The sequence below is a fragment of the Prevotella veroralis DSM 19559 = JCM 6290 genome (genome assembly GCF_000377625.1).
GTDB lineage: Bacteria > Bacteroidota > Bacteroidia > Bacteroidales > Bacteroidaceae > Prevotella > Prevotella veroralis.
This window is the reverse complement of record NZ_KB898327.1, coordinates 24,929-44,083: the sequence shown is the minus strand read 5'-3', so window position 1 is coordinate 44,083 and position 19,155 is coordinate 24,929. Positions and strand designations below refer to the sequence as shown.

General features: G+C 42.6%; 12 protein-coding genes. 1 reads left to right on the top strand and 11 read right to left on the bottom strand.

Annotated features, from left to right (window positions below):
• Window positions 1-32 precede the first annotated feature (32 nt).
• The 4 genes from D464_RS0103850 to D464_RS0103835 all read right to left on the bottom strand — a co-directional run bounded on the left by D464_RS0103850 (window position 33) and on the right by D464_RS0103835 (window position 5,746).
• Window positions 33-1,412, bottom strand: a complete 1,380-nt coding sequence (locus D464_RS0103850; RefSeq protein WP_024985901.1) for a sialidase family protein — start codon at window positions 1,410-1,412, stop codon at window positions 33-35.
• A gap of 182 nt (window positions 1,413-1,594) precedes the next feature.
• A complete protein-coding gene (locus tag D464_RS0103845) occupies window positions 1,595-3,583 on the bottom strand; it encodes a glucosamine-6-phosphate deaminase (protein ID WP_018910221.1) in 1,989 nt (662 codons plus the stop codon).
• The gene (nagB, locus tag D464_RS0103840) at window positions 3,583-4,371 is read right to left on the bottom strand and encodes a glucosamine-6-phosphate deaminase (protein WP_004384445.1); all 789 of its coding nucleotides are present in this window, start codon (window positions 4,369-4,371) and stop codon (window positions 3,583-3,585) included. Before nagB ends, D464_RS0103845 begins: the two co-directional genes overlap by 1 nt.
• Window positions 4,372-4,426: 55 nt before the next feature.
• Complete coding sequence (locus D464_RS0103835; protein WP_018910220.1) at window positions 4,427-5,746, bottom strand: MFS transporter; 1,320 nt, start codon at window positions 5,744-5,746, stop codon at window positions 4,427-4,429.
• Window positions 5,747-5,994: 248 nt separating this feature from the next.
• Here D464_RS0103835 and D464_RS0103830 point away from each other — a divergent pair, with 248 nt between their 5' ends.
• Window positions 5,995-7,539, top strand: coding sequence for an alpha-L-fucosidase (locus tag D464_RS0103830; protein ID WP_018910219.1), 1,545 nt, complete (start codon window positions 5,995-5,997; stop codon window positions 7,537-7,539).
• 467 nt (window positions 7,540-8,006) lie between these two features.
• On the opposite strand, the gene D464_RS0103825 is transcribed toward D464_RS0103830, so the two are convergent.
• From D464_RS0103825 to D464_RS12500, 7 genes are all read right to left on the bottom strand, one after another.
• On the bottom strand, window positions 8,007-9,362 hold the full coding sequence (locus D464_RS0103825; protein WP_018910218.1) for a discoidin domain-containing protein: 1,356 nt from the start codon (window positions 9,360-9,362) through the stop codon (window positions 8,007-8,009).
• A 23-nt stretch (window positions 9,363-9,385) separates the two neighbouring features.
• Entirely contained in the window at window positions 9,386-10,510 is a 1,125-nt protein-coding gene (locus tag D464_RS0103820) for a DUF1735 and LamG domain-containing protein (protein ID WP_018910217.1), read from the bottom strand.
• A 20-nt stretch (window positions 10,511-10,530) separates the two neighbouring features.
• Window positions 10,531-11,634 (bottom strand): glycoside hydrolase family 18, encoded by a 1,104-nt coding sequence (locus D464_RS0103815; RefSeq protein ID WP_018910216.1) that lies wholly within the window; start codon window positions 11,632-11,634, stop codon window positions 10,531-10,533.
• A 20-nt stretch (window positions 11,635-11,654) separates the two neighbouring features.
• Window positions 11,655-13,250, bottom strand: coding sequence for a RagB/SusD family nutrient uptake outer membrane protein (locus tag D464_RS0103810; protein WP_018910215.1), 1,596 nt, complete (start codon window positions 13,248-13,250; stop codon window positions 11,655-11,657).
• Window positions 13,251-13,262: 12 nt separating this feature from the next.
• The gene (locus tag D464_RS0103805) at window positions 13,263-16,397 is read right to left on the bottom strand and encodes a SusC/RagA family TonB-linked outer membrane protein (protein WP_018910214.1); all 3,135 of its coding nucleotides are present in this window, start codon (window positions 16,395-16,397) and stop codon (window positions 13,263-13,265) included.
• A 421-nt stretch (window positions 16,398-16,818) separates the two neighbouring features.
• Complete coding sequence (locus D464_RS0103800; RefSeq protein ID WP_018910213.1) at window positions 16,819-17,283, bottom strand: HU family DNA-binding protein; 465 nt, start codon at window positions 17,281-17,283, stop codon at window positions 16,819-16,821.
• Window positions 17,284-17,452: 169 nt separating this feature from the next.
• Complete coding sequence (locus tag D464_RS12500) at window positions 17,453-19,129, bottom strand: hypothetical protein (protein WP_154649580.1); 1,677 nt, start codon at window positions 19,127-19,129, stop codon at window positions 17,453-17,455.
• Window positions 19,130-19,155 lie beyond the last annotated feature (26 nt).

The following is a 19,155-nucleotide window of genomic DNA, read 5'->3' as shown; positions in this document are numbered from 1 at the left end:
TGATAATAAATTGATCGTATAAAAGTCTGTTCTTATTTCTTTCTTATATTGCTTTTGTAAGTTGGTTGAGTCTTTCCTTTCTTTGCAAGAGCTGCATCTTTGAGGAATTGCGTGCGGTCAACATGTGGAAGAATCGTGTATTCTCCTTTCGTGATGTCATTCAATGAGAGACTAACAAACTCTATGTCATAGCCATCATTTTGCCCGCGAACTTCGTAAAGGAAGCCTATGCGATGATTAGACATATTAACCATTGTGGAGTAACAAGAAGATTCGTCAGTTACACGTAGTCCTTTCTTCCAGTTCTTTCCAAGTGCCGCTGCTGTTGAGTAATCAGCATAACGAGCTATTTCCTTATAATAGAAACCAACGCTATCACGCTTTGCACTGAGAGGAACAGATTGTAGGGCGACGAAGAGTTGTTTCCCATCAATATTCCTCTTAGCTGGTACGATGAGGATACCACCATTACATGCATTTACTTCCTTAGCGGTCATATTCTCAGGCATTACCTCTTTGCCCCATGCCCCAGTAGCCTCTTTTGCATTGGTATATGTGAACACATTGAATCGTCTTCCACCATATACATTCCTGCAACTAAGTAATACACTACCATCAGGTAACTCCTCTAGCTTTGATTCATCTTGTGCTATTGAAGGAGCGACTGAAGGGTTACCAAGGGTATGCCAAGTATATCCGAAGTCATCAGAGTAGATAACAAATGTACCGCAGATATCCACGCCTTTTTGCCTAATTGGGTGTGCTATATAAAGGCGATAGAACTTACCTTTACGTATATAGCGGCTTTGCATGATCTTACCTGATGTAAGGAATATACCATCAGGTTTGCCTCCGTTGGGTAGTGTTCCATCATAAAGACCATGTATCATCTCGGTTAGCTCAATACCATTGTCCCATGTCTTACCACCATCCTTACTATGGAAGAATACTGCATGTTGTGGATTCTGCCGGGTTGCTGTCTGGTATCCTGACTTTCCCGCAACGCAATGTAGGAGGACATTGTCAGATGTTCTATCTGCTACAATACTTGGGTCACCGAAGGCAGCACGTACAGGGTTAGTTGCATGCTCATTACCACGTGCAACGCAAACAGAGTCTGACCAAGTTCGACCAAAGTCTTGGCTTGTCTTCATAACAACGTTAATCTGCCATAAACCATTGCGATTGTTCCATCCTATATCACTGTGGTTTAAGCGATAGTCGCATACTGCGAGCAATATTCCTTTGCGTGTTTCTGTGATTGCAGGGATGCGGTAAGGGACGGTGCTATGTGTTCCGTCAAAGACAATGGTTCTAAATTCACCATCATCTTTAGGTGTTTGGATAGTCTTTGCATACCCTGTCAAACATGACAAAGAGAGAATAAGTGAAAAGATAATTTGCTTTCTCATTTTTGTTAAATGGGGAAGTTTTTGATTGTTTTGTTTAGTAATAATCACTGTTCTAATCGATGAGAACATGATTATATTGGGGTTTGTATAAACTGTACCTACCCTTGGAAGGTAGGTACAGGGTTATTTCTTTCAAAGGTTGTAATCTAAAGATACTCTTTCTATTACAGCCCCTTTAGATACTAGAACTTGTATTCAACGAATGCTTCCATAGCCTCATAACAAGCTAAGCCGAGGTCATCGTATAGTTTAGCTGTCCCGCGATTGCGGTCTTCCGAACGCTGCCAGAAGAGTCGCTCATCGTTTCCGAGGAATGGAGCACTCTCCATTTGACTCTGGTGTTTGAGAATAGAGTTGCGTTTAGCACGTAGCTCTTCAGGACTGATAGGAACGCACATTTCGATATTCTCAATTTCCCATTCTGCCCATGCACCACGATACATCCATACGCGACAATCCTTTAGCCACTCTGCTTTAGCTTCTTTCTCAAGGTCTAAAGCAGCAAGTACAGCATCAGTACACTTACGGTGTGTACCATGAGGGTCTGCCAAGTCACCAGCAACATAAATCTGATGTGGTTTCACCTTAGTGATGAGGTCTCTAACAATGTTTACATCAGCCTCACTCATTGGGAGCTTCTCAATCTTACCAGACTCATAGAAAGGAAGATCCAAGAAGTGTACGTGGTCGAGTGGGATCTGATTGAATGTACAAGCTGTGCGAGCCTCTCCACGACGGATAAGTCCCTTGATAGTGCGTACATCTTGTGTATCAATGTCACCTTCTTTCTTGCCTTTCAAGAAGTTCTTAATCTCTTTGTATTTAGACTTGATAACTTCATCTTGCTCGTTGCCGAATATTTGGTTAAAGCCATTGATGAAGTGCATGAAGCGTACAACTTCCTCATCTCCAACGGCAATGTTGCCTGATGTTTCATAAGCCACATGTACATCATGACCTTGTTGTACTAGTCGACGGAGTGTTCCTCCCATTGAGATAACATCATCATCAGGGTGTGGAGAGAATACAATCACTCTTTTGGGGAATGGTTTAGCACGCTCAGGGCGATAGGTGTCGTCGGCATCTGGCTTACCACCTGGCCATCCAGTGATAGTATGCTGAAGGTCATTAAAGATCTTAATATTAGCATTGTAAGCTGAACCATAGAGTGCTAATAACTCACTAAGACCATTTTCATTGTAGTCTTTATTCGTTAGCTTGAGGATTGGTTTACCTGTGATTTGGCACAACCACACCAATGCTGAGCGTACCAGCTTATCGGTCCACTTGCATGAAGCAACAAGCCAAGGATGCTGGATGCGAGTAAGTTTTGCGGCAGCAGAGAGATCGATTACTACATGAGCATCATTATGTGTTTGTAAGTAAGATGCTGGTACAGTTTCACTAATCTTACCCTCAACAGTCTTCTTGATGATATCTGCCTTCTCCTCGCCCCATGCTGTTAAGAAAATCTTGCGAGCGGCAAGTATAGTGCTAATACCCATAGTGATAGAGCATGGAGGAACGGTCTCTTGTGAGCCAAAACTCATCTTCATCTCCTCGCGTGCAGTCTCATCAATGAGGATAAGGCGTGATGCAGAGGTGAGACTAGAACCTGGTTCGTTGGTTGCAATATTACCCATACGACCAATCCCCAATAGGATAACATCAAGTCCACCAAGCTCTTTAATACACTGTTCATAGGCATGGCAATGTTCTTGTACCTTGTCTTGAGCAATCGTTCCATCCAACGTATAGATGTTCTTCTCTTCGATATCTATATGATTAAGGAAGCGTTGTTTCAATTGATTGATACTGCGATTTACATTCTCAGCATTCAGTGGGAAGTACTCGTAAGCATTAAACATAACAACGTTCTTGAAGCTCAATTTGCCAGCTTTATGACGCTTGATAAGTTCTTCAAATATTGGTGTGAGAGATGAGCCGGAACCGATACCCATGATAAATAGTCGACCTTCCTGCTCCCTCTTCTTAATATCAATCTCAAGTTGATTCGCTATGTCAGCGGCACCCTCTTCGATGGTTGGGAAGATATCAGTAGGCACCTTTTCAAAGCGTGTAATCTCTGATCTCTCGATAGCAGATGATGGGTGATAAAACTCCTTAGAAACTTGGTTGAGTACGATTTGCGAACTTAGATTTAGTTTCATTATAGGTTCTCCTTTTCTATATCTTTAAAGTATTTATATGTTTCAACAGTCAACTTGTCGGTTGCAGATTCATCACAAACGATGGTTCCATGTTCGTGCATTTGAAGGGCACTGATTGTCCATTTCTGGGTAATGCCACCCTCAACAGCAGCGTGAAGAGCCTCTGCTTTGTTATGACCATTTACAAGGATAAGGACTTCCTTAGCGTCCATCACGGTACCAACACCTACTGTTAAAGCATGTGCCGGAACCTTCTCTGGGTCATTATCGAAGAATCGCGAGTTTGCGATACGAGTGTCAGATGTCAATGTCTTGATGCGTGTACGTGAGCGAAGTGATGAACCTGGCTCATTGAAGGCGATGTGTCCGTCAGGACCAATACCTCCGAGGAAGAGATCGATACCACCTGCTTCACGGATCATGTCCTCATAGTGTTGACATTCAGCTTGTAGATCCTCTGCATTACCATTAAGTATATGGATGTTCTCTTTTGGACAATCAATATGATTGAAGAGATGCTCCGCCATGAATGAATGATAGCTTTGTGGGTGACTTTCAGGTAGTCCCACATACTCATCCATATTGAATGTAACCACATTCTTAAAACTCACTCTACCTTCCTTGTAAGCCTTAACGAGTTCTGCATACATACCCTCTGGTGACGAACCTGTAGGCAAACCGAGAACAAAAGGTTTTGTTTGATTCTTTGCAGCATTGATACGTTCGATAACATAGTTAGCTGCCCATTTAGATAACTGATTGTAATCGGGTTCTATGATTAATCTCATAAGTTTTGGTTTTAATTATATTGTTTGAATGTTATACTTGTTATTTAGGTGCTTATTAAGCCTTTTCTTTCTTAGTTGTGTCTGGGTAAGTGAATGGTACGAACCATGTAATTAGTAATGCTGGGATGGTACATACCAATACAAAGATGAAGAACAAACGATAGCCGAGGAGGTCACTAAAGAAACCACTTAGCATACCCGGCAACATTACTCCGAGGTTCATAATACCACTGGCAAAGGCATAGTGTGCCATTTGATGTTTACCTGGAGCAACCTGTTGCATCATAAATAGTGACAGACCCACAAAGCCGAAGCCATACCCGAAGTACTCCATTACGATACCGCCACCAATCCATACCAAGCTTTCTGGTTGATAAATAGCCAAGAGTGTGTAAGCGATAAAGGGAATGTTAAATACTAACGCAAGTGAAAATAAGCTCTTCTGCAATCCTCTATGAGCAATATAATAACCTGCAAGGATAGATCCGATGACGAAAGCTGCAGCCCCGAACGTGCCATAGCAAAGCCCAATCTCTTGTTCGGTAAGCCCTAATCCTTGTTCAGCACGGGGTGCTTTAAGGAAGAGAGGGACAATCTTCATCACGAAACCTTCCGCAAATCGATACAGAATGATGAAGAAGATATAGTATAGAATATGTGGCTTTTTGAAGAAATCAATAAATACTTTGAGTAATTCATTTAATGAATCACTAAGTGATTGAGGTGTTTCTTGTGCTTCTTTCTTTGGATTAGGAAGGATGAAATAATGGTAGATACCAATAGCAACCATTATGATTGCGATAATGAGCATGATAATTGTCCATGCCTTGGTAACGCCGAAGATGTTAATAAACGTACCTGCAAGATATACCAATCCGCCAGTTGCTGCAATCTTTGCAATGTTATAGAATGCACCTTGCCAGCCTATCCAACGGGCTTGTTCCTCATTAGAAAGTACTGACATATAGGTTCCGTCAGCTGCAATATCATGTGTTGCACCACTCATCGCAATTACTGCTAGTATGGCGATGGTGATTGCGAAGAACGAAGGAAGGTGCAGTGCAAAGGCTACTAATGCGAACAACAATCCTGTAAGGATTTGTGTGAGAACAACAAAGAACTTCTTTGTTTTGTATATTTCAAGGAATGGACTCCATAACGGTTTGAATGTCCACGGAAGCATGATGAGCGATGTCCAAAAGGTAATTTGAGCATCAGAAACTCCCATACCTTTATACATTAACGTGCAAACCATGTTGAGAACGACGAAGGGCATACCCATTGCGAAGTAAAGTGTTGGTACCCACGTTGCTGGACTATGCTGCTTGTTCTGGCTTTCGTTTACCGTCACTCGGTTCTTAGTTTTTAGATTCATTTGTTTATTGGGTTGTCTTGTAAAGCGGATTCAAAGTTACGAATTTACTTATACTTATCGAAACATTTAACTATAATTTACCAATTAAAGTGTTATTTCTGGGCTATTTGTCGTTTACAGTCGTTTGTTCTGCTTTTAGGAGTCTTTATATCCTTTTTGTGATAGCAGAGTTTGATTATCTAAAGAGAAAGTCGTACTTTTGCGGAGAAGTAATACATAAATTAATTTACAATCAATTACCTATTCGTATGCAGAATAAAGCCTACTCGAAAATTCTGAGGGCTACGATAGCAAGTTCTTGCTTGCTTTGTATGCCTGCATTGCTCCCTGTAGCGCATGCTCAGGAGCATAATTTTGTTGTTATCAATCCATCTGATTCGCCCGCAGACATTATTAAGAAAGCTGCAAATGTTGTTCCTTCTGCTCGTCAGTTCAACTGGCAACGACAGGAGTTGACAGCTTTCTTACATTATGGTGTGAATACTTATACAGGCAGGGAGTGGGGCGATGGAACGGAATCTCCTGCGATCTTCAATCCAACTAACCTCGATGCCGACCAATGGATACGTGAGTTAAAGGAGGCGGGATTCAAGTGTGCCATCCTTACATGTAAGCATCATGATGGTTTCTGTTTATGGCCTTCAGCTTATACTGACCATAGTGTGAAGCAATCGCCATGGAAGAACGGAATGGGCGATGTGGTTCGTGAGGTTAGTGATGCCTGTCATAAGTATGGTATGTCATTTGGTGTTTACCTCTCGCCATGGGATCGTAACTCTAAGCTCTATGGTACAGAAGAATATAACGATTACTTTGTTAAGCAACTGACAGAGTTACTCACGCAATATGGAAAGGTTAGTGAAGTATGGTTTGATGGTGCATGCGGTGAAGGACCTAACGGTAAGAAGCAGCACTATGACTTTGTGCGTTGGTATGAAGTCATCCGCAAATTACAACCCGATGCAGTGATAGCAGTTATGGGACCAGACGTTCGATGGGTTGGAACAGAGACGGGCAAAGGGCGTGAAATGGAGTGGAGCGTTGTTCCAAAGGATAATCTCAACCAGGATGCCATAGCTAAGAACTCTCAACAGGAAATGCTGACTCAGCCTGTTGGCGATATGCGTGGAGAGGATTTAGGAAGCAGGAAAGTAATTGAGAAAGCAAAGTCTCTCGTATGGTATCCTGCAGAGATTGACGTTTCCATACGCCCAGGTTGGTTCTATCATAAGGATCAGGACAATAAGGTAAAGACACCCAAAGAGTTGATGAATATCTACTTCTCATCAGTTGGAATGAATGGAGTTTTACTCTTGAATCTCCCTCCGAATAAGGAAGGACAGCTCGCGGAGGCAGATGTGAAGAGCCTTCGTGGTTTCCGTCAGTTATATGATACTACCTTTAAGCATAACCTTTTAGCGAATGCGAAAGTTACTTGTCAGTTGCGAGAGGGTAAAGGGCAGAATTTGATAGATGATAATTACGATACATCCGTCCGTCCGAATATGAAAAAGGGTACGGCTGTTTTCCTGTTTAAACTCAAGCAACCAGCGACATTCAATGTGCTTTCTGTGCAAGAAGATATCCGAAAGGGACAGCGAGTAGAGCAGTTCTCATTGGAGATAAAAGATGCCAAAGGACAATGGAAGAAGGTGACGGAGGGTACAACGATAGGACATAAGCGCCTGTTGAAATTCGTTCCTCAAACAGCGAAAGAAGTACGTTTGGTTATTCATCAAGTACGTGACATTCCATCCATTAGTGAGGTTGGTCTCTATCGTTTGGTAGAGTAGGAGAGCGGCAGACACACTTGTCTTAAATATAGCAAACGCCCTTCTTGATGCGAGATAACGCTTATCTCAAGTCAAGAAGGGCGTTACTTTGTTTGTAGGAGAACCTATCCTCCATCTGATTCGTTTGACGTCTTCTCCTTGTTGTATCATGCTGATGATACTCCAGTATCACCCTAATGATATTCCAGTATCACCCTAATGATATTCCAGTATCACCCTAATGATACTCCAGTATCATCCTGATGATACTCCAGTATCATGCTGATGATACTTCTATATCACCTATGTGTAACAAGTAATAGCACATACGTGTAACGGTGGTAACACATATCTGCTGTCTATATATGACACAAAAAGAGGCTGTACCTCATCTCATTATCCACCTATTGTAGTGGCAAGAGAAGCGATACAGCCTCTTATATTTGCTTGTTGTAAACACCCACGAGGAAGTTTACTTATTATCGGTATTACTTAAAGATTTCGATCTCTGACAATGAACCAAAAGCCTCTGGTGTGTGGTACTCAATCTTTATGTAGCGCACATTTGTAGTCTTCGTAGCAACGATGTCATTCCAAGTTGTTTGGTTCATAGTAATCTTGTCAGACATGAGTTGCCAGTTAGAACCATCGGTACTACCATAAACCTTTACGTAGTCTGGATAGTAAGCATAATCACTATTGATATATATTCCTAAGCTCATTCCCTTCACGCTCGTTGTGTGCTTCAAATCGATAGTAATGTCTGTTGTACCTTGTGGAAGATAAGTGAACTGCTCAGTATCTTCATCAAACAAATCTTCTATTGAACCATAAGAGAATGGATTAGAAGTAGTGATGGTGTAATCTGAACTAGAGATTTTACTACCTGATGGAGCAGAGGATGATGCCTCGAAGTGGATATCAGCAACATTAATAGGGATGAGCACCTCACCGCCTTGGATGTAATGCTTGTTACCTGCCTTGTCATAATATACTGCACGCATTGGAAGGATGTATAAGCCCTCTGCTGTGAACTTCTCTGGATGTTGCAATGTTACGGTAGTTTGCACTTCTGATAAGTTCTTTGCATTTACCTGTGAAGCGACAGAGATACCTTCTGGTGCAAGTTTCTTGTTACCCTCACTCTTGAAGAGAGAGTTGTCACGCTCTAGTCCTACCTTGCAGTCTTCAGTAATCTGCTTGGTTGTAGCAAAGCGAATATTCAATGTTGTTCCACTTGTATATGTCGTAGTAGAAGCACCAATCTTTGCTATTCCACCTTCACCAACAAGCTTAGCTGTCCATACATCCTTAGGTTGAATAACGATGTAAGCATAGTCCTGCTTGGTTGTTGATGGATTCTTCAAGTCTGCACTTGAAGGCGTAATACGTACTGGTACGACTGTTGGTTTGGTAATCTTCTGGAGATTATTTACAGTGACGGGTATGTTTACTTGGGTTGTGCCAGTTGCAAAGTCAAATACTCCGTTGTTAGGAAGAGATATCTGGTCAGCAGTAGCGACCTGATAATCTTTGTAGGTAGTAGCCAACAATGGAGCGTCAGCTGCTAATGCCACCTGAACCTTAGTAGCGTTAGTAAGATTACGACTAATGTTTGCAGTGAAGTTAAATGTGTGACTATTCTCACCCAATGGAATGTCTCCAACAAAGTCGTTGGTATATTCCTGAACATTAGTTGGGAAGTAAACCAAGTTGTTTCGTGGGTCAGAACCATGGAAATAACCTGGGATGTCGTACTCGCCATCATAGTTGTAATCGTGGCTACAACCCGTAAAGGTTGTAGCTGCGAGTGCAACTGCTATAATATATATGTTCTTTTTCATATTGCTTAGTTACTTATTGAATGTTATTCTGGGAACTTCTCATTCGACCATGTAAGAAGGCTTTGGTTATATTCTGTAGCATCGTTTGAGCCAGCAGCATAAACCTTGATCGTATTCTGCTTCTTTGATACATCCTTAATACCAGTCTTCTTGTCTAATGGAGCATAGAAGAGTAAGTCTGGATTGTCAGGTGTTTCAATGTACAAGTTATCAGCTACCTGGAATGCTGTGAGTGCCTTGTTATAGAGACGAATCTCACGAACATAGCCCTCGAATGCGCCCCAACTCATGTTCAACTTAGTGAAAGTCTCAACCTTTGGTACGTCGAACTCGTTATCAAGTACGCCATTGATGTAGCATCTTACATGCTGGTTCTTATAAACCCAAGCGATGTAATACCACTTACCTGGCTGTAGCTTTGTCTTAGCAAATGCCTTAGGGTCGTCAGTCTCACCTACCTTCATCTGCAAGGCACCATCAGCAGTGACACGAGAATAGAAGTCTGGAGAGAGAACTGCTTGGTTGTCTTTGTTGCGATCAAGCTTGATAGCGTAAGACATTGTCCACTCCTGTAAGCCGGTGTAAGGTGTTGGGAAGATGGTCTTCAAGTAGAAGTCTTTCTGACGTAGAGCGGTTGTGTAAAGTACGCGGTCGATAGCGAAGATCTTTACTGAGCTTGAACCGAGGAGCTTTGCGCCATCAGCTGAAGCGATCTTCACAGGTATAGCATACTTTGTTGAAGCATCTAGATCGGTACCAAGAGGCTTAACGTTTACATCAATTGTACCATTAGAGATGTTTGCCTTATCAATGGTGAGATTCTCTGTTGATAAGCTGTAATACTTTGCAGGCAATAGCTTATAGTGTGTGCCATTTGCCTCATTGTACTTAGTCAGTGCTTCCTCATCAATGGCAAACTTTAGATTAGCATTGGATGATAGTCTATTTGCTGCGCGAGCTGTAAAGCTAGCCTTACCACCAGCTGCGTCTACTGTGAGCTTAGAGATCGGCGCAACATCTGCACCATCTATATATATTGCGTTGGGTAACTTGTCTTCATTGCCCACCTCATCATAGTCTACATTTGCACATGACCATGTGAGACATGCTATAGAAGCGATACCTAAGAATTGAAATATATGTTTCATCTTGTCTATTTATGTTTTAGTTATTTTACAGCAGGGTTCATGATCTGGATGCCTTGACGTAGGTATTTGTAAGAAGGATTAGCTGCATAATCTTTCTCCATGTGATAACTACCGATACCGCCCTTGCGTCCCTTTAGTGGTTGCCATTGAGCCATACCAAGGTAAGATGTGACAGTCTTTCCATCACGAGTCGTGAAGTTTACACCACCCTTAGCAGAGTATGCCTCGAAGTTCTCTGTTACGATGAGCTTGCGAGCTACCTCTTCGGCTGATTGCTTTGACGCAAATTTATTAGCAACCTGCTGGAAGCGTGTGTCAAGATCAGTGTAAGAATAGCAGTTGTAAGCCTGAAGGATGTAGTAGTTGAAGTAGAGAGCCATATCTGCAGAGAACCAGTAAGGCTCACCGTCTACGACTAACAGCTTCTTTCTTCCTTCTTCTGTCTCTGCCTTTGGACCGATGCGCTTGCCCATAGTGCGGATGAAGAGGTTCATACGATCACCTTGCCACATCTCTTTATTGGTGTGGAATGGCTGTGGGATATAAGGTTCTGCATCGAGATCGAAACCATCAAGATTGTACTTATAGATAGTGTCACAGATCGCATTAGCATACTTTACAATCGCAGCATTGATCTTATCCTCATCACCATCTACCCAACCCCAGTAGTTGTGGTTGTATTGTTCCCAAGTCTCACCTTTGTCCTTTGATGCTTTAGGCTGTGCAGGAGTTACACCTTTACCAATGTCGAAAAGAAGAGCACATGCCAATGCACGGATACCTTTCTCTTCTTGAGCACGCTTCAAGTCAGTCTGTTGTGCCTTTGTTAGATTAGAGAAACCATCCCAAAGAGAAACGAAGTCTGTACTATCAGGGAGATTATAAAGGCAGCGTGAAGCTGGGTTCTCTCCCGTCCAGCCACCAAACCACCCGAAGGTGACTTGGTGATCTGTTTGTTTGTACGCACGGAGGTTAGCAAGATAGGCTTCATGTGCTTTTGCCTGTGCAGCATCAGCATCAGCTAAGAGTCCGTCGATATTCTTTGTTGCAGGCTCTGTCCAATCGCTACAACTAACAGTAGCGAAGAGCAATGCTAAGAGACCGAAAATATAATATTTCTTCATTTGAATAATCTTTATAAGGGTTATTTAATCTTCTTATCCCACCATACACGTGTTGCACCATTGTCTGGCCCATTCAATAATAGAACAGCTTTCTGAATGTTTACAAGGTTCTTGGTGTATTCATCATTTGAGTATGGAATACGTGTAGGACGGAGGTCACCATCAACATCACAATCTGTTGCGTTGAGAACAGAAGGGAATATGCGAGGGTATCCTGTGCGGCGGAACTCTGACCAAGCCTCCTGTCCATCAGGATAGATAGCAAGGTACTTCTGTGTGATGATACGCTCTAAGTTCTTTTCAAAGGTATCGCTGCTTTCCCATTTGATAGTGATCGTAGAGGCTGCAGTTGCATTATATTCAGAGTGTTGTGCATCAATAAAGTTAGCTGGTTTTGCTGTACTATTTGCGGCATAAGCAGTTGCTTGTGCCGAACTTAAACCATTCTCTTCAAATGAAGTAGCAATACCCTTATCATAGTATGACTGTGCAGAGCCACCACCCATGTTCCAGCCACGAAGTGCACCTTCAGCACGTAGGAAATAAACCTCAGAAGCCTTCATGATGTAAATAGGTGTTGCATCTTGCACATTGAGAGAAGATGACTTTGTCTTATCCAAGTAGTCTGTTGTATTTGGAATACTTGAACGAACGCCATAGTAACCTTCGATACCATTGTTCTTTGACTTTACAAAGTAAGAGGCAATACGTGGATCATCATAACCCTTGAGGTATGATTCAATCTCTGCACCCATACGAACGTCATTGTAGCTACCATTGATAATTACTAATGGATTTCGTAGAGAAACACCTGCACCCTTAGATAGCTGTGCAGCGTCTTTAGCAGACTCAATTACACCATAAGGATTATTGATTGCTTTCTCTGCATATTGCTGTGCAAGCGTTGGATTAGCGTAAACAATGCGCATAGCCAAGCGAAGCATTAAAGAGTTAGCAAACTTACACCACTTAGTGTAATTTCCTTCGTAAATGATATCATACTTAGGGAACACATCATGTCCACCATTGCTAAGAGCCTGAACAGCGTCGTCCAAATCTTTTAGCATAGCCTTATAAACATCTTCTTGTGAGTCGTATTCAGCTGTTGTAGCACCAGCGATACCAGCCTTAGTATAAGGAATAGGACCAAAGGTATCTGCAGCTTTGTGGACGGCTGCGACCTTAATAATCTGTGCTATTGCTAATCCTTCCGGATCATTAGCTGTGCGCTTCTTAACGTCAAGGAAGTTACGGAAGGCATTACCAGCCATTACATTGTAGGTATACTGGCTCCATGGCTTCAGAGCATAACTAGGGAAACCACGTCCAACCCACTTATTTTGAGCTGGTGCCATATAGCCAATCCAGCATGCACCTGCTAGTGTGTAAGGAATCTGATAATCGTTAACATAACCTGTACCAGAAGATCCTACAGGGAAGATACTCTCTTCGAAAGAAGTAACAAAACCACCGACATTGAGGTTATCTTGCTCTAATTGTTCTTCTGTAGGCTGACGATGATCACGGTTTATATCCTCAAAGTCAGCTTGACAAGATGCTAATAGTGATGCGGCAAGAGCCGAAACACATATAATAGAATTAATATTTCTTTTCATAAGAAGTTTATTTTAGAAGTTAAGTTTCAAGCTAAATCCAATGTTTCTTAGGCTAGGAGCACTGAAATAGTCACTACCTTGACCATAGGTACCAGTAGAAGCAGCAACTTCAGGATCGAATGGAGCCTTGTTGTAAATCATCCATAAGTTATTAGCGATGAGTCCAACAGTAACGCCAGGCCAGCCTTGTCCTAATAGAGTCTTAGGCAATGTGTAGCTTAGACTTATGTTCTGTAGACGAACGTTAGTTGCACTATAGTAGTAGTAACCCATTAACTGCTGGTTAGCAACGACCTCATAGTATTTCTGTGGGTCAACTCTCTGTCCACCTGCAACCTCTACATAACCACGATCACGTGCATCTGCTGTGGCTTTAGATACACCGAATTGATCAAGAACAGCCTGTGTTGCAGAAGTTACGATACCACCAACACGTGCATTGATTAGGAATGAAAGGTTAAGACCTTTCCATGAGATATTGTTTCTCCAACCTAAAGTAAAGTCTGGGTTAGTGTTTCCAATTTTTAGACGTTGACCGTTTGGTAAGTCCATAGAAGACAGACTACCATCTGCACCAACAGCAATCTTACCTGATGCATCACGTTTCAACACCTTTGTGATATATACATCACCCATGCTGTCACCCTCGCGGATGAAGCCACCACCAGCAGATGTCTCTGTGAAGTTGATTACCTGATTGTCAATACCTGTGTGATAATCACGAACCAACTTCTTTACCTTATTGACGTTGCGGCTATATACAAGACGTGACTCAAAGTCTACAGCACCAACATGGTCGTTATATGCTAAAGACATTTCTACACCAGTGTTGGCAATGTCACCAGCCTGAATATACAAACCAGAATAAGGAGATGTGGCAGAGAGCTCTGCTAAGAAGGTCTGGTTGTAGGTGTTAGAGTGATACCAAGTAAGGTCGAGGTTCAATTTGTTGTTGAACATGCGTAGGTCTAAACCTAACTCGTATGATCTCGTTCTTTCTGCCTTGAAGTCATAGAAAGGCATGATGGTACGAGTAGAAGGAATACCATTAGAGATAGGGTAGGTCACTGTTCCGCGTGTAACGCCACGATAGCGATCAGGGATAGGAGAACCTACTTCTGTATATGAACCTCTCACCTTCATGAATGAAATGAACTCTGGAAGTTTAGCCATCTTAGTTATAATGGCTGATAAACCTACAGAAGGATAAAAGAAAGAAGGTTCCTTTGCATTTACCAAGAGTGAACTCCAGTCGTTACGTCCTGTCATTGAGAGGAACAACATATCCTTCCAAGAGAGTTCAGCACTAGCAAAGACAGCTGTGTTGCGCTTACGGAACTCGGAGTCATTAGGTATCGCGTTTACTGGGTCAAGTGCTGCAGAAGAGAACAAGTTTGGAACCTTGAGGATAGGACCACCAAAACCAACTCCACTTGAGCGATAGTCTTCGAGGCTGGCACCAAGGTTAGCTGTTAAGCGATAATCAGTACCGAAACTCTTATCAAGATTGAACATCATATCCAAGTATGTCTGCTGATCGATGCTCTGAGAGTGGTTGTAGATACCATTACCGTATGTACCTGCATACAAGATGCCCTGACCACTTGCGTGGAAACGACTCTCTGATTCAGTGTTAGTGTTATCAACACGTACACGACCAGTAACATTTAACCAAGGAAGAATGTCATACTTCAAGCTACTCATGAACATGTAACGCTTACGCTCTGTAGGAGTCATCATGTCGTTAACAATAAAGTAAGGGTTCTGCAACTGCATACCCTGATCACCGTATGGCCAATATTGTGTAGCAAACTTGCGTGATGCGTCGTAACGCTTGTACAACTGTACTGCTGACCAATCCTCTCCACGTGGGAAAAGGTAAACAGCTGTCAATGGGTTATAGTACTCACCAGGACGATACATATTCTGTGTGTTCTGGATGATGTAACTAGCACTCACGTCAAGGTGTAACTTGTCATTGAGGAAGTCGCTTGTATTACGAGCTGTAAAGTTGTAACGATTGTATTTGTTGTTAGGTAATATACCAGTTGCATTGGTTGTTGCAACTGAGATATACGTCTTATTTGTCTTTGTACCTGTTGTCAATGTTACAGAGTTGATGTAACTATGGCCAGTGTTAAAGAAGTTCTTAGGATTGTAAGAAGACGGTGTTGCTAAACGATCACCCCAGCTCTCAAAAGAACCTGCTTTGTTGCCATAAGTATTTTGGAACTCTGGCATAACAAAAGGATTAGAGAACTCCATACTACTTGAAACAGCTACCCTTACCTTTCCTTCTGTACCACGTTTCGTATTAATCATGATAACACCGTTAGCGGCAGCTGAACCATAGAGGGCAGCAGAAGAAGGACCTGTAAGAACGTTGATGCTCTCAATATCGTCTGGGTTAATATCAGCAATACCTTCACCACTTGGTTGGCTTGAATAACGACCACCACCAACATCACCACCACTCTTATTGAGCATTGGCACACCATCGATTACATAAAGAACGTTGTTACCACCAGTGATAGATTTTGTACCGCGCATGACAACACGAGTAGCACCACCAACACCTGACGTTGAAGCATTGATGTTCACACCGGCGACAGCACCATTCAGACTGTTTACAAAGTTTACATTCTTAACAGCACTAAGTTGTTCGCCACCAATCTTCTGTACGTTATAACTCAAAGCCTTCTCTGAGCGTTTGATACCTAAGGCGGTTACAACAACTTCGTCTATCTTGTGGGCTTCGTCTTTCAGGGTAATCTTTAGGTCAGAAGAACCTGTTACTTGAACTTCTTGCGTAAGCATTCCGACGTAACTGATGATAAGCGTTGAACCCTTAGGGACGTTTAACTCAAATTTACCGTCAAGGTCAGTTGCTGTACCACTTTGAGAGTTCTTTACTCTTACCGTTGCACCAATAATTGGCTCACCGGCGTTGTCAACGACAGTACCGTTAACTTTTACATCACCATTCGATTGTTGTGTTCCTAAGATACCTGTGCCTATTGCCTTGGTAATTGCTGTAACCATGTTTTTGCCGAGATTGTCAGATGAACTGACATGACCACTGGCAAACGCGTTAAGACAGCAGCAAGATAGGAAAACACTTACTGGTAGAATCTTTCCTTTTCTCATTGATTATAGTTGAGTTTGTTAATAAATTATCTGACTTAGGTGTCCTTGGGGTGTTGTATTTAGGACTTGGTTATCTAACACAAGGTCGTTATTTTTTTACCTTGTAGGTTTTGCAGATGCAAATATAATGTATCCTGTTGTAATATTGTGTAGCTCACACATATCTTTTAACAAATATAAACACTATATGAACGAAATAGCCATATTATGCTTCCTTTTAGGTATAAAATGGTCTAATTCAGCAAAGTTATTTGAATGGAAGAATGGTATTAAGATATATTTCTCAGGTACAGGAATGAAATTTTAAGATAGAGTAGCTTCTTTCCTCCTCCTATTGCTGTAACTCTCTATCAACCAGTACTTTCAATTTCCCCTCTCCATTTGGAGAGGGGTGGGATGAGGTCTGGGCTTGGGATGGCTTTTACCCTACCTGTGGTCCAGGGTTCTCTTCACTTCCCTCGCCTTTTGGAGAGGGGTTGGGGGTGAGACCTTTCTTTCTTGCAGGGTTATCCACCTCCACTTCAATCTTCTTCAGTGCATCTGCAACAGCCGACTTCCAGCGGACGATGATGCGGGGACGCTTCAATGAAGCAGCAGACACATCCTTTGCCTCTTTCTCCATCTTCGATGGGATTGCGGTGCGGATAGAGAAGATATCGCCTAAATCGAGTGAACCACCTAAGGTGACAACTTCCTTGACAATGTTTCGCAGCGTGATGAGCACATTGCGTACATCGCCCTCACTCAATGAGGTTTCACGCACGATACGCTCAACAAGCCATGCCTGTGAGAACTTGTTAATAGACTTTGGCTCTGCGCCATAAGCTTTCTGTCCTTTTCTAGGACCTACGCCAAGCACGCGCTCGACAACTTTAAAACTAATCATGTTTTTAACGTATTAAATGAATAATGTTAAGTGTTTTATATTCCCAATAGGAAAGCTCTTGTCTTCCTACTGGGAATGTCTCCGTCTTCCTATTGGGAACACACTCGTCTTCCTATTGGGAATACGATTGCCTTCCTATTGGGATATACTTTGCAGAGATATAAGGTATTTAATATTCAACAAAAGGACGTGCGGAACCTACCATATTATGGTCTGGGAAATATGTCCAGCGCAGGGATGGAGTTTCCACCATCATCCATCCTCCACAGGCATAATTACTGGCTCCAGATTGATAGAACAGTGTACTTGACCAGTATCGTCCGCTCATAGCTGTGCCTCCAACGCTTGTGAAAGCATCATTCATCAATTCACCATACCATCCGTATGTAGTAGCAGTTTGGTAATGTGGTTGTATATCTGTTATGACGGTACTTCTGTCGCCAAATCCAAGGTTATTATATAATATGCGGAAGTCACTGTTAGACGGCAGATACCATGTCAGTGCAGGCGAACCAGTATAGGTAATGCTGTTGCCGTAGTCTGCACTTGCTTTAAAGGGAGGGTAGTCTGGGTTCTTTCCTTTCACCTTGTCACCATTGACAAGGCTTGTGCTGTAGCTTGCATCCCATGTCTCATCTTTACCGCTGGTTGCGTCAGTCGTAAGCGAAGTCTCTGGGTGATTCATATCTACACTGTGGGTATTCACATCCAAATATCCAAGAAGATTAAGTTCCCATGCGCATCTTGCACCAGCATTTTTCAATGCCACAGCCATGTGCTTGTTTTTATCTATGACTACTGCTATAGGTGTCTTCGTTCCACCACCAAAGGTTGTTTCCTTGAATTTACCAACAGTTCCGTCACTCATCAGGTACAGGAAAGAAGGCATCATCTTTACCTTGACCATATAGGTTTCATTAGAAACGACTGTCTTACTTGTCTTAGCAGGCTGAACAGTGCCATTAAGGGCTTCGTTGAACAAAACACCGCCTGTGAAGTTCAGCTTCAATGCTGCAAGGTCTGTCCCTGGCAGAATGTAATGGTAATCAGCTGTAGAGGTATAAGCATAATTCTTGCCATAGGCTGAAGCCGAATATTTGGTTTCAGTGCTGGCAGCAAAGTTATTGGCTTCGGCTGTCATTGGTGCCGAGTTCGTTGCTGTATAGCTTCCTGTAGCAGGATCGTATGATACGGTCTGCGGAATATTGGCAGTAGATTGTAGTGCGGCTGAAATAGCAGGAATATCCTTCTTTGCCACCATCTGCGTGCGAACGCGTATACCAGCATGTTTGGATGCAATCGTAATGGTTTTATCTGTCGTACCAATAGCTACTTGTACCCGTCCAATGCGTGCTGTGCCAGCATCTGCCAAAGCTACTTCAAGCTGATTGCCGTTTGGGGTTACCTTGTCATTGAAGCAGACAAAAGTATAGGTGCGGTTATAACTTAGCTCTATATGATCAGGCGTACTGGCATCAGGGGTAAATGTTGAGCCGCTGAAAGTTCCTTTCAGTTCGCCTCGCAATGCGCCTCCATCATAAGCACGGATGGTATAATGCGCAGGAGTTGTCACGCTACGTGTGCGGGCGGCGATACTCGCTGTTGGATCGTTCTCTATGCTGGTCTCTGCCTCGCAGTCATTGAGCTCTGCTATGGTTGGCGTCTCCTTAGCGGAAACGGCACGTGTTGTCTGGTTGTCAGCTCCGAAATCCTCTTCTACTATGCGGAACTGTGCAGCCTGTACATACTCTCCTTTACCATTTGTGCTATCCTCATTGCTGCAAGCCGTTGTCAGCATCACAAGCATTGCACAGGCTATTGATGATAAAATAGAAATCTTTTTCATTGTTGTTGTTAATTAATTTTTACTGT

Excerpts from the sequence above, each read along its gene's own strand:
- D464_RS0103850 (WP_024985901.1), bottom strand. The coding sequence starts at position 1,412 with ATGAGAAAGCAAATTATCTTTTCACTTATTCTCTCTTTGTCATGTTTG.
- D464_RS0103830 (WP_018910219.1), top strand. The coding sequence starts at position 5,995 with ATGCAGAATAAAGCCTACTCGAAAATTCTGAGGGCTACGATAGCAAGT.
- D464_RS0103815 (WP_018910216.1), bottom strand. The coding sequence starts at position 11,634 with ATGAAGAAATATTATATTTTCGGTCTCTTAGCATTGCTCTTCGCTACT.
- nagB (WP_004384445.1), bottom strand. The coding sequence starts at position 4,371 with ATGAGATTAATCATAGAACCCGATTACAATCAGTTATCTAAATGGGCA.
- D464_RS0103835 (WP_018910220.1), bottom strand. The coding sequence starts at position 5,746 with ATGAATCTAAAAACTAAGAACCGAGTGACGGTAAACGAAAGCCAGAAC.
- D464_RS0103825 (WP_018910218.1), bottom strand. The coding sequence starts at position 9,362 with ATGAAAAAGAACATATATATTATAGCAGTTGCACTCGCAGCTACAACC.
- D464_RS0103800 (WP_018910213.1), bottom strand. The coding sequence starts at position 17,283 with ATGATTAGTTTTAAAGTTGTCGAGCGCGTGCTTGGCGTAGGTCCTAGA.
- D464_RS0103810 (WP_018910215.1), bottom strand. The coding sequence starts at position 13,250 with ATGAAAAGAAATATTAATTCTATTATATGTGTTTCGGCTCTTGCCGCA.
- D464_RS0103845 (WP_018910221.1), bottom strand. The coding sequence starts at position 3,583 with ATGAAACTAAATCTAAGTTCGCAAATCGTACTCAACCAAGTTTCTAAG.
- D464_RS0103820 (WP_018910217.1), bottom strand. The coding sequence starts at position 10,510 with ATGAAACATATATTTCAATTCTTAGGTATCGCTTCTATAGCATGTCTC.
- D464_RS12500 (WP_154649580.1), bottom strand. The coding sequence starts at position 19,129 with ATGAAAAAGATTTCTATTTTATCATCAATAGCCTGTGCAATGCTTGTG.
- D464_RS0103805 (WP_018910214.1), bottom strand. The coding sequence starts at position 16,397 with ATGAGAAAAGGAAAGATTCTACCAGTAAGTGTTTTCCTATCTTGCTGC.